This window comes from Candidatus Binatia bacterium, assembly GCA_036504975.1.
Taxonomy (GTDB): domain Bacteria; phylum Desulfobacterota; class Binatia; order UBA9968; family UBA9968; genus JAJPJQ01.
On record DASXUF010000050.1, the window covers coordinates 23,102 to 34,364 of the forward strand.

Here is an 11,263-nt window from a genome sequence, read left to right on the forward strand (position 1 = left end):
ACACGCTCAGATCTCGATCGCCGTCTTCTTTCCCCCCGAGCGCAGCGACTGCTCGGCCGCGTCGAGCACGGCGAGGACCTTGAGCGAAAAGCCGCCGTCGGAGACCGGCGCTCGGCGCGCGCGGATGCTGTCCAAAAAATCACCGACCGCCGTCGTCAGCGGCTCCTCGGAGGCCACGCCTTCGAGCTTGTGCTCGGCGATGATCTTCGATGGAATCGTGTTGGCCAGCTCCGGACTCGCTCCGCCGCCCGCCACCTTCTCGCCCGTCGCGTACTCGTAGAGCGTCGCGTCGCGCTTGTCGAACTTGCCCTCGTACGTGAGCAGCTTCTTGCTGCCGATCACGGTCAGCTTCGCCGTATTCTCCGGAAAGAGCCAGTTATGGTAGATGAACGCCGACGCGCCGTCGGACATTTCGATCACGGCCATGTTGAGGTCTTCCACGTCGGACTGGAGATAGCGGTAGCCGTGAAGCGTCACGCTCACGGGACGTCCCCTCAAAAGATAGAGCAGGATCGAGACGTCGTGCGGCGCGGAGTTCCACCAGACGTTGGAATCGCGCTTGATGCGCCCGAGGTTCAACCGCTGCAAGAAGACGTGATGAACGTCGCCCAGCTCGCCGCCGCCGATCATGTCGTGCGCCATGCGGATGGCGCGGTCGTAGAGGAAGGTGTGATCGACGAAGAGGACGGTTTTATTTTTCTCCGCCAGCGCAACGAGCTGCTTGCCTTCGGCGAGTCGGAGCGCCAACGGCTTCTCAATCCAGATATGCTTGCCGGCTTCGAGCGCCTTTTTTCCCAAGGAAAAATGAGTGGCCGGCGGCGTGACGAGAAGGACGGCGTCGACGGCGGGATTTTTGAGCACGTCGTCGTACGAGGCGGTCGTCGGCGTGCCGGGAAACGCCTTTTCGATCTCGGCGCGGTAGCCGGCGTCGAGGTCGCAGACTGCGGCGACCGCGCAATCCGGCGCGGCGAAGAATTTCGGCAGTAGCTTTTTGCCCCAGTAACCGGCGCCCACCAATGCGACGGAGATTTTCATAATTCTCCCGAAAGCGAGTCCTCGCGGCGCAAGTCTTCAGGCGGCGGCCGATAGGGTAGTGCCATGAGTCGAACCACTCTAATCGGACGGCCGCGGCCCTCTTCCTTGCGCCCCTCGGACTCGCAAAGGACGCCGGCGCCCGTTCGAAGAGCCCGCGCATCCGACACTAGCGGTGGGATTAAGCACCGACCCATTGCGCGGGCTCGGAGAGCGGGTGGCGGCGTCATCTGCGAGAATTCTCCTAAAAAAAAATATGAGACTAGCGAAACTCTTTGATCCGAAACGGCGGCCGCATCTGCGCCTGGACGAAACGCTCCAGGCTCTGCGCGTTGGCGTAGGCGGCGATCGCGACGATCAACGCCGCGAGCGCCCAGACGCTCCAGCCGAGAAATAAAAAAAAAGCACCCGCGGTCGCGGCGATCCACTGGAGCTTGCGGAACTCGCCGAGCCATTTGGCCGGCCCGCGGACGGCGAACGGCAACACGAAGAGATCGCGCAACACCTCGAAGACGCGGCTGATGCCATAATGCGACGTCCCCGCCTTGCGCTCGCGGTCGAGAATCTCGACTTCGGAAAATTCTTCCGCCTTGACGCCGAACACGACCGGGGAGAACCGGTTCAAAAATCCTTTGGGGACGTACTTGCCTTCGATCACCTCCCGGCGGTAAGCCTTGAGACCGCAGCCGCAGTCGTGCACCGGGACGCCGCTGACGAGGCGGATGAGCGCGTTCGCCGCCAGCGAAGGGAGCCGCCGGTCCCAAAAGCTCCCGACCCGATTCTTCCGCCATCCCGACACGACGCGGTATCCCTGAGACAGTCGCTCCAGCAAGGCCGGAATGTAAGACGGGTCGTTCTGATAATCGCCGTCGATGGTCACGATCACTTCTCCCGACGCTCTGGAAATGCCGGCGAGGAGCGCCCAGTTCTCGCCGACATTCGCTTCCAGATCGGCAAAATGGAATTTTTCGTCGCGGCCGGCGATCTCTTTCATCACCGCCAGCGTGCCGTCGCTGCTGGTGTCGTTCACGAAGATGATTTCATAGGGCTCGCCGTGGCGCTCCAGGGTGTCGCGGATCGCCTCGTAGAGAACGCGCGCGTTGCCCTCTTCATTGTGCATCGGCGCGACGACGGAGAGCCTGACGGGCTGCACGGAGACTATCGGCCCCTCGCCAGGAAATATTCCCGCACCGCGGCGATGATAGTGTCCACTTCTTCATCGCTCAGCTCGGCGAATACCGGGAGCGCCAGGTTCTCTCTCGCGTACCTTTCCGCCTCCGGCAGCGAATACGCCGGCAGGCCCTGGGAGCGCCACGCTTCGTGATGGTGCAGGCAGAGCGGGTAGTAGATGCCGCTGCCGATTCCCTTGCCGTCGAGGAATTTTTTCAGCGCGCCGCGCTCCGGCGTCTCCACCGCGTATTGATGATAAACGCTCTCGCGGTCGGAAAACTCGGGCGGCGTCCTGAGCGGCAGGTCTTTGAACGCTTCGCTGTAGCGCGCCGCGATCGCGCGCCGCCGCGCGTTGTCGCGGTCGAGCGTCGGCAGCTTGACGCGGAGGAGCGCGGCCTGGATCTCGTCGAGCCGGCTGTTCCAGCCGTAGATCTTGTGGTTGTATTTTTCCGCCTGGCCGTGGACGCGCAGCAGGCGCACCGTCTCGGCGAGCGCGTCGTCGTTCGTGAGCGCCACGCCGCCGTCGCCGTAGCAGGCGAGATTTTTTACCGGTCCCAGGCTCATCGGCGTGATCGCGCCGAGGCCGGCGGCCCGCCTTCCTTTATATAGCGCGCCCTGGGCCTGGGACGCGTCTTCGACGACGGCGATGTTTCCGGCGATTTTTTGGATCGCGTCCATGTCGCAGGGGAGCCCGAGCATGTGGACCGGCATGATCGCCCGGGTTCGCGGCGTGATCGCCGCCCTGAGCGACTTCAAGTCCGGTCCGTAGTCGTCCCGGGCTTTTTCCACCAGCACGGGCAGGGCGCCGACGGAGAAAATCGGCTCGATGACCGGAGCCGGAACGTGCGCCGGGAGAATCACCTCGTCGCCGTTGGCAACTCCCAAGGCGCGGAGCGAGAGAAAGATCGCGTCGGTGCCGGACGCCACGCCGACGGCGTGCTTGACGCCGCAATAGCGCGCGAACTCGCGCTCGAACTCCGCGAGGTTCGCGCCGTTCAACAGCCTCATCGAGGACAGCGCCTCGGCCCACTTTGAGTTGAGCTCGCCTTCGATGGCGCGATATTTTCGTGTCAGGTCTAGAAGAGGGATTTTCATCGAATAGTTTCGCTGGTTGTCAAAGGAAATGCTGGGTGACCGCGACGGTGAAATTAATAGCCCAGTTAGTACCTGAATTTTTCACAAATAACAAATTCGGGTAGGCATGAGGCCCTTCGACTTTGCTCAGGACAGGCTCCCGGCGCGAGGCGGCAGGAAAGAGAAAGAGGCCGTTTGCACTCAAACAACAAAGCCACTACAAAAGGCGGGAGAGAAAATGGCTTCCACCGCAAGCGCTCCTAAGAACGAACGCACCGACTGGCTGCTTCTCATCAACGCCATGCTCGGCAATTTCGTCGCTGGGCTGTCCACGAGAATCTTCATGATCTCTCTGCCGACGCTGGCGGCGGGGTTGGGCGCGGATATTTTAGGAATCGCCTGGGCGCTGATCTCCTACCAGCTTGCGGGCGTGAGTCTTTCCATCGTCTTCGGCCGCCTCGGCGACATTTACGGCCGCCAGAAAATGTATGCCCTCGGTTTTGTGATCGTGACGGCGAGCTCGTTTCTTTGCGGCGTGTCACAGAACGTCCTGCAGCTCATCGTCTTTCGCTTTCTTCACGGCCTGGGAGCGGCCATGTCCCAGTCGGCCAGCAGGGCATTGGCGATGGATGCCGTTCCCGAAGGTCGCGTGGGCAAGGCCCAGGCCTACATGACGATGGCGTTTCACTCCGGCTTTTTTCTCGGGCCGCCGCTGGGCGGCCTGATCATCGACTATGTAGACTGGCGCGCGATTTTTTTCCTGATCGCTGGCTTCGGCGTCGTGGGCACGGCGCTCAGCATCGCCCAGCTGAAAAAAAAGTCGGCGCCGGCGGCTCCGCCGCACCGGGCCACGGTCGATTACGGGGGCGCGACGCTCCTGATCGCGTTGACGCTCGTGCTCACGCTGCTGTTGGACAAAAAGGCCGCCGATCTGATCGGCATCGCGCGCAAGGACGTTTTGCTGCTGGCGTTCGGCGCTGCGCTCTGGGGATTTTTGGCCCACGAGGGCAAATCGCCGAGCCCGATCATGCAGCTCGCGCTTTTCAAAATAAGAATGTTCGCGTGCAGCGTCGCGAGCCTGCTGACCCTGTCGATCACGCGCGGGCTCGTCAGCTTTTTGCTGCCGTTCTATCTCCAGGGGGTGCTGCACCTCTCGCCGTCGTTCATGGGCTTGATCTTTTTGGCCCCGCCGATTTTCACCGTCAGCCTGTCGGCGGTCGGCGGCCACATGGCCGACAAGATCGGCCCGCGGGCGCCGGCGACGATCGGCGTGCTGGCGTCGCTCGCCGCGGTGTTGATCGGCGCCGCGCTGCGGGTGGATTCTCACTGGCTGCTCCCCACGGCGATGCTCGCGCTTACCGGCCTCGGTACGGCTTTTTTTAACTCGGCGAACCAGGCGGCGATCTTGGGCTCCGTGCCGAAGGCGCATCGCGGGCTCGCCAACGGCATGGTGCACACCGCGTTCGAGCTCGGGCACATGCTCGGCGTCTCGCTTGGCGGATTGTTGCTGGCGCTTGCCTTCGAGTATTATTCCGGCACGCCGGGCGCGCCGCCGAGCGCCGGGAATGCGCCGGCCTTTGTCCGATCGATGAACACGAGCTACATGGCCGCGGTGGTGATCACGCTGGTCGCGCTGTCGACTTCGCTGATGCGCGGGAGCGGCAAGATTCAAGGGGCGGGAAGAGGATAATGCTCGGGATCGAGCCTTTCCGACCAAGGACAATAGGGCGAAAGGGAGATAATGCTCGGGATCGAGCCTCTCCAACCCAGGACAATAGGGCGGTGGTTGACCCAGCGATGAGCGGCAGAGGTGACGACAGTTTCTGCGGCGTTGTTCGAGACGAGCTACTTGGGGCGGCCGCGCCGTTTTGGCTGCACGTTCGGTGTCCTGGGTTTCCGAGGCTCAAACCCTCGCATCATCGGAGGAGAATATATAAAAGCCTAAGCGGCATGGGGACTCGAAGTCGTAAATCGTGGGTCAATAATTTAAGAGCAAGGAGTTTTTATGAAACTGGAAAGTAAAGTGGCGATCGTCACCGGCGCGGGGAGAAATATCGGCGAGGAGATCGCCAAGAGATTCGCCGCGGAAGGCGCGCGCGTGGCGGTCGTCGATCTCGACAAGGGGAGGGGAGAAAAGGTGGCGGCGGAGATCAACGCGGCGCACAAAGACCGGGCGCTCGCGGTCGTGTGCGACGTGTCGTCGGCCGCGGACGTGGAAAAAATGGTCCGGACCGTCGATGAGAAATGGCGCTGCGGCATCGATATTTTGGTCAACAACGCCGCCTGGACCGACCGAAAGAACATTTTCGACCTCACCGAGGAGGAATGGGACAAGGTGATGGGCGTGACGCTGAAGAGCGTGTTTCTCTGCGTCAAGTCCGTCGCGCGCGTGATGGTGGATCACAAACGCAAGGGGTGCATCGTCAACATCGCCTCGACTTCGGGCTACGTCGGCCGCCCCGACGCCACCGCCTACACGGCGGCCAAAGGCGGGGTGCTGAACCTCACGCGCTCGCTCGCCGTGCAGCTCGCCCCGCACGGCATCCGCGTCAATTCGGTCACGCCGAACCGCATCGGCTCGCCGGTAGGCGAGGACGCCGTGCCCGAGAACCGCTACGTCAAGAATCTCGTCGGGCGCAAGGGAGTGCCCGCCGATGTCGCGGCGGCCGTGCTGTTTTTCTGCCTGGAGGAATCGGACTTCATCACCGCCGCCGATCTCCTGGTGGACGGCGGCGCGCTGGCGGTTATGAGCTAGCCGGATGAAGACGTGAACGTGTCCAGAAAAAAGCCGTGCTCGTGTTCGTGGGGGAGGGAACTCACACCAAGGCTCAGAGGACCGCTTCGAAGTGACACGAGCACGATCACGGTTATTGTCCTTTGAACATTTCGCCGAACTTCTTTTTCCAGGTTTCCTTTTCCGCTGCCGTCAGCGGTCTCATGGCCACGATCTGGTCGTCGGTCACGTCGTTTCTGAAACGCCCTTCGACGTCGGGATGCAGGACGTACTCGCCCAGCTTGGCGAATATCTCCTGGGGCTCCGGCTTGACAAAAAAGTCGGCGAACAGGCGCGCCGCGTTCGGGTGCGGCGCGCCGTGCGCGACGGCGACGAAGCTGAGGGAGGCCAGATACCGGTTCATTCTTACGTAATCGATCGGCGCGGCAAACTGGAATTTGTCTTTGATGGTGCCGATGCCGAGCGGCGCCTGGCCCGAAGTGAGGAGCGGAATCTCTTCCGGAAAGCCGCCGGTCAACTGCGGCTTTTGCCGCGCCCACCCCTCCACGACGGCGAGCCATTTGGGTCCCAGAAGTTTTTCCAGGTTGAGAAGGAACTGCAGCATGGTCGCGTGCTGCCCGGGATGGGGCATGGCGAATTTTTTCTTCCACTTAGGATCGTGCAGATCCTCCCACGACTTGGGTGCTTGCTTCGGCGTGAGCCGATCGGTGTTGAAGTTAATGCCGATGGGCAGTGCCGCCCAGGGCGTTATCTTGTGCTCGGGGTGAAGGAAATGCTTGGCGAAGCGCTGGGCGGCCGGGAGCTCGAACGGCTCAAGGCGCCCCTTTCGCTCGAGCGTCGCCATCACCGCCTCGTGGCCCAAAACCACGTCGAAGAGAATTTTGCCGTTCTTGGCCTGCGATTCGACGCGAGCGACGATCTCTTCGGCGTCGCCGCGCCAATTATTGACCTTGATGCCGTAGTTTTTTTCGAACTGGCGCATGATGGGCCGCATGGCCCGTGTCGGGGTGGCGCCGTAGACGACGACCTCGCGCTCCTTCTTTGCGCCTTCCGCGATCGCGGCCGGGAGATCGGCGCCGACAGCCGCGGAAAGCGCCGTGAGGTCCAAAAACGACGGTAGAGGAACAATAAACGTGGAAAGGACAAGCAGGAACCTGACACTATCGAGCCGGCGCATACGTGCCTCTATTTAATTTGTACCGTCTGGATGCCGGGAGTGCAAGGCAATGGAAGAAAACGCCGTGTTCGTGACTCGTGATCGTGGAGGAGGAGACGAACACGAAGGTCCAGAGGACCGCTTCAAAGTGACAGGAGCACGATCACGGTTTTTGTGCCTGTTGACTTCGCGCGCCGCCGGCTTATATGTTCGGACTCGAAAACGCGAAATGTTTTATCGAGAAGGGAGAAAGCGATGGCCAAGGTGTTCGTTTTCGCGCCTGCGGATCCGACCGGAGAGAGCGACAACATTCTCAGGGACAACGGCTGCGACCTCGTGAAGGGCGCGGCCAACTGGGACACGCCCCAGGGAGACAGCGAGCTGGAGATGGCGAAGCTCGCCGAAGGGGCCGACGCCCTGGTGGGAACGTCGATCCGCAGCACGCCGATCACGCAGAAGATCATGCAGGCCGCGAAGAATCTCCGCATCGTCGCCAAGTACACGATCGGCGTGGACGACGTGGACGTGGATGCGGCGACCGAGCTGGGCATTCTCGTCGCGCACTCGCCGACCGAATCGAACTGGGGAGGGGTCGCCGAGGGCGCGATCACGAACATGCTGGCGCTGATGAAGAAAGTCCGCGAGAGGGACCGCTATTTAAAGGAAAATCCGCAGGCGTGGCGGAACCTCGACTACCAGGGAACCTACTTCGGCTCGCGCGCGAGCGACGGCTACCCGGGCATCACGCTCGGCATTATCGGTCTCGGGAGGATCGGCGGCCGGATCGCCAAGCTGATGCGCCCGTGGGAAATGAGGATCATCGGCTACGATCCCTACGTTCCCGACTCTAAGTTCGCCGAGCTCGGCGTGAAGCGAGTGGACCTCCCGACGCTTCTCAAGACTTCAGATGTGGTCACCTTGCACGTCGTCTTGACCAAAGAGACGCGCCATATGATCGGCGCGGCCGAGCTCGCGCTGATGAAGCCGGCGGCGATTTTGGTCAACACGTCGCGCGGCTTTTGCGTGGATGAGAAGGCGTTGATCGAAGCGCTCGAAAAAAACAAGATCGCGGGCGCCGCGCTCGACGTCTTCGAGAACGAGCCGCTGGCCGCGGAAAGCTCGCTCAGAAAAATGGGCGACAAGGTCTTGATCTCGCCGCATATGATCTCCTCCAACGTCGGCAGCGGCCTCAAGCCCGGCGTCGCCTGGGCGACTCGGTCGGTTCTCGCCGCGCTCCGCGGCGAAGTGCCGGACAACGTCTATAATAAGGAAGTCATCGCGCAGTGGCAGAGCCGGTTCGGAGGGAAGAGGATCATTTGAAAAGATGAAAGCTGAAAGATGATACGGTGAAATAAGAGAAGAAAACCGATTCCCTCTTACGGCACTTTGCCGCTTTCCGTCTATGTAATTGCGCTTTTCACCCGAGCTTTTTCGCCATACTCCTTCTCACGGAAGGAGTCCTACCGTGCGGTTGCCGTTTTCGACGTTACGGCTTTCATCTTTGTTCCTTCGCGCTCCATTTTGCTCCCTCCCGTTTTTCTTTGTCTCTGTATCGTTTCTGAGTTCGTTTTGGCCTCTCCTGGCATCCCTATTGCGTTGGAACGATGCCGGTGAAAATTCTCAACGCTATCGGTTTGTTTACGCCGGTGTTGGCAGTTTCTCTCGACCAAGCCAAGGCTTTCCGGCAGCGCTGGTTTCCGCCGCGGGGAAAAGATTCGGCCGTCGCGGAAGCGCTGGCGCGACTGGGGGACGACTACATCTTGGTTGAGGATGTCCCGCTGCCGCGGGGCAAGGGCAACCTCGACTATTTCGTGATCGGGCCGAAGGCTCTGTTCGCTATCGAGGCCAACGATGACGCCGGAGAAGTAAAATGCGAGGGGTACGAGTGTTACGTCAACCGGCGGAGAATTCCGAGTCTCTGCCGCCACGCCAAAAACAAGGCCGTCGCCGCGCGCAATAGTCTCGCAGGGCTATCGGCAAGGAAGGAAGAGGTTCCCGCGGTGCACGCCCTCGTGGTTCTTACGAATCCGGGCGCGACGGCCAAGCTCCATCAACCGGCGGTGCCCGTTTTGAGAGTGGAGCAGTTGGTGGAATATATACAAGACTACAAGCCCGCCAGTGCCCGCGCTCCACGAGACATCGAGGAAATGCGCGCCATCGTCCGCCATCTCCGCTCTCTCGGTCCCAAACCCGCCGCTTCGCGCTTTCTCAATTTTCTTCGACTGGCGTAAAGACCGCCATCGCCGCGCTCACGCCCTGTTTAATCGGTCAGATCTCTCTGCCCTGACTGCGATTGCGATTGTCGATCGCTTTTCTTTTTTCTCTCGCCTCGCCCCTTTCACCTCTCGCCGTATTTTGCTCGACGCTCCTGTCCTCGCGGAGCGTTCCGCGCGGCGCCCGGCCGATGTCGCGGGCGTCCTTCGACGATCCTTGCGACGATCCTTGCGGCGCCGGCCGCGCGACCTCGGGAGCCGGATTTTGTTGCCGCGGCGGCCGGGCAATCGCCGGAGGCTGTCTGTTCTCGCGCGTCTGCTGGCCTCGATCGACACGGGGCAGGGGCGTTATCTCCCGTCCTCGAAACGATCGATTAGCCGGGTTATCTTGGGGCGGTCTTTCGTCGCGAAATCGCTGCCGGGTTTGCGGCGCTTCGGCCTGCGGCGCAGGCTCCCGCCCGCGGAGGCTCCGGTTATCCGTCGGGTTTTCCTGGCGCGCTCCCCGCTCGCGTTGCTCCCGCGACTGACGCAGCCGCTCGCGCGCCTCGGCCCGGTTTTGATCCGCCGTCTCGCGGCCGCGTTGCGACCGGTCTATTCTGCCGTCGGGCGACTGCTCATCCCGCGGCGTCCGGAGCGAGCGGTTGTCCGGCGTCTGTTGCGCGGGACTTCCCTGACGTCCTCCCCGCTCGCGTTGCTCCCGCGCCTCGGCCCGGTTTTCTTCCCGCGACTCGCGCGCTTGTTGCCCGCGGTCGAGCGGTTGGCTCGATCGATTTTCCTGGCCTCGATCGCGGTCCTCCCGCCCGGTACGCGGCGCGACGCCGGGTCGGCCGCGCAAATTATCGTTTCGCGGATTGTCCGCGTCGCGCCGGCCGGCCCTGAAGTTGCCGGGATCGCCGTCGCGGCCGCGGGCGCGGTTGCGCCGCTCGACGTTATCGAACCTGACGTCGCGGTTGACGCTGTTGAAGCGGCTCAAGTTCGTGACGTTCACGTTGCGCCGGACGACGTCGCGATTGACGCGGATAGTGTTGAAATTATTGTTGACGTAGACGTTGTTGATCCTGACGCGCGGGCGGCTGCGGTCGATCCAGGTATGTCCGCCGCCGCGCCAGCCGTGGTAGAAAACGCGGTGCCTGTGCCAGTCGCAGTCGCGGTTCAGCCAAACCCCGATGGGGAATCCCACGCCGAAGGTGATGAAGGCCGCCGGCTGGAAGAAAATAATAGCCGGCTCGTACACGGGCACGAAGATGACCTCGGGCTGGACAGGGACGATCTCGACATATTCCCGCTCGACGATCACTTCGTGGTACGGGTTCGATACCAGGTTGCCGGCGCGATGCGCCCTCCATCTCAGGAACTGCACCGAGGCCATCACGTCCTCGGGCTGCTCGACGTAGGCCTGGCCCAGCGTGATCGTCCAGTCGATCCGGTCGGCCATCATGTGAATCACGGACGGATAGTGGGCGACGGCCTTGACGCTCACGTCCCAGGGCTGATCGTCGATCGCGCGGGGATCGCGATAGCTGCGCACAAACCGCGACGCGTCCTCGATGTCATCGACAAAGGTCGCGGCGACCAGGATCTGCGCCAGCAGAGGGTCGGGATAGAGCGCCACCGGCGCCACGAGGTTCTCCAACTGCTGGCGCGAGAAGCGCTCATCGTTATCACGATCATAACGTTCCTGCGGTTGACCATATCCCTGCGCCTCCGCGGGCTGAGCGGCGAACGGGCTTACGCCCGCCGCCGGCGCCGAAAGAAAACTCACCGCGAGCAAAACGGCCAAAGGTTTTTTCATGATTTTTTTGTCCTTCTTCATAATAATTTCGTCCTCTCCGTGATCATCCTCAGGTGTTTACCTGACACTCCACCCGTACGCTTAATTAGACG

Annotated in this window: 9 protein-coding genes; 4 read left to right on the forward strand and 5 right to left on the reverse strand. The window is 62.0% G+C overall.

The features are described 5' to 3' along the window. Positions 1-6: 6 nt before the first annotated feature. The 3 genes from VGL70_06640 to VGL70_06650 form a co-directional block, all read right to left on the reverse strand. Positions 7-1,035 carry a Gfo/Idh/MocA family oxidoreductase gene (locus VGL70_06640; protein ID HEY3303197.1) on the reverse strand — a complete coding sequence of 343 codons (1,029 nt, stop codon included), beginning with the start codon at positions 1,033-1,035 and terminating at the stop codon, positions 7-9. A 259-nt stretch (positions 1,036-1,294) separates the two neighbouring features. Next, positions 1,295-2,185: a glycosyltransferase family 2 protein gene (locus VGL70_06645; protein ID HEY3303198.1), complete on the reverse strand. Its 891-nt coding sequence runs from the start codon at positions 2,183-2,185 to the stop codon at positions 1,295-1,297. Between the two features lie 5 nt (positions 2,186-2,190). Next, the gene (locus VGL70_06650; GenBank protein HEY3303199.1) at positions 2,191-3,297 is read right to left on the reverse strand and encodes a DegT/DnrJ/EryC1/StrS family aminotransferase; all 1,107 of its coding nucleotides are present in this window, start codon (positions 3,295-3,297) and stop codon (positions 2,191-2,193) included. Positions 3,298-3,514: 217 nt separating this feature from the next. Between VGL70_06650 and VGL70_06655 the strand changes: the two genes are divergently transcribed. Continuing rightward, a complete protein-coding gene (locus VGL70_06655; GenBank protein HEY3303200.1) occupies positions 3,515-4,966 on the forward strand; it encodes an MFS transporter in 1,452 nt (483 codons plus the stop codon). 315 nt (positions 4,967-5,281) lie between these two features. Next, positions 5,282-6,031 (forward strand): SDR family oxidoreductase, encoded by a 750-nt coding sequence (locus VGL70_06660; protein ID HEY3303201.1) that lies wholly within the window; start codon positions 5,282-5,284, stop codon positions 6,029-6,031. 112 nt (positions 6,032-6,143) lie between these two features. Here VGL70_06660 and VGL70_06665 read toward each other — a convergent pair whose 3' ends face one another. After that, positions 6,144-7,187: an extracellular solute-binding protein gene (locus VGL70_06665; protein ID HEY3303202.1), complete on the reverse strand. Its 1,044-nt coding sequence runs from the start codon at positions 7,185-7,187 to the stop codon at positions 6,144-6,146. Positions 7,188-7,421: 234 nt separating this feature from the next. Here VGL70_06665 and VGL70_06670 point away from each other — a divergent pair, with 234 nt between their 5' ends. Together VGL70_06670 and VGL70_06675 are read left to right on the forward strand one after the other, a co-directional pair. Further along, on the forward strand, positions 7,422-8,486 hold the full coding sequence (locus VGL70_06670) for an NAD(P)-dependent oxidoreductase (GenBank protein ID HEY3303203.1): 1,065 nt from the start codon (positions 7,422-7,424) through the stop codon (positions 8,484-8,486). A 290-nt stretch (positions 8,487-8,776) separates the two neighbouring features. Further along, positions 8,777-9,397 carry a nuclease-related domain-containing protein gene (locus VGL70_06675; protein HEY3303204.1) on the forward strand — a complete coding sequence of 207 codons (621 nt, stop codon included), beginning with the start codon at positions 8,777-8,779 and terminating at the stop codon, positions 9,395-9,397. A gap of 37 nt (positions 9,398-9,434) precedes the next feature. Here the strand turns inward: VGL70_06675 and VGL70_06680 are convergent, their stop codons facing one another. Then, a complete protein-coding gene (locus VGL70_06680) occupies positions 9,435-11,192 on the reverse strand; it encodes a DUF3300 domain-containing protein (GenBank protein ID HEY3303205.1) in 1,758 nt (585 codons plus the stop codon). Positions 11,193-11,263: the final 71 nt, after the last annotated feature.

Coding starts and splice junctions, on each gene's coding strand:
- VGL70_06640 (HEY3303197.1), bottom strand. CDS start 1,035: ATGAAAATCTCCGTCGCATTGGTGGGCGCCGGTTACTGGGGCAAAAAG.
- VGL70_06650 (HEY3303199.1), bottom strand. CDS start 3,297: ATGAAAATCCCTCTTCTAGACCTGACACGAAAATATCGCGCCATCGAA.
- VGL70_06655 (HEY3303200.1), top strand. CDS start 3,515: ATGGCTTCCACCGCAAGCGCTCCTAAGAACGAACGCACCGACTGGCTG.
- VGL70_06660 (HEY3303201.1), top strand. CDS start 5,282: ATGAAACTGGAAAGTAAAGTGGCGATCGTCACCGGCGCGGGGAGAAAT.
- VGL70_06665 (HEY3303202.1), bottom strand. CDS start 7,187: ATGCGCCGGCTCGATAGTGTCAGGTTCCTGCTTGTCCTTTCCACGTTT.
- VGL70_06670 (HEY3303203.1), top strand. CDS start 7,422: ATGGCCAAGGTGTTCGTTTTCGCGCCTGCGGATCCGACCGGAGAGAGC.
- VGL70_06680 (HEY3303205.1), bottom strand. CDS start 11,192: ATGAAGAAGGACAAAAAAATCATGAAAAAACCTTTGGCCGTTTTGCTC.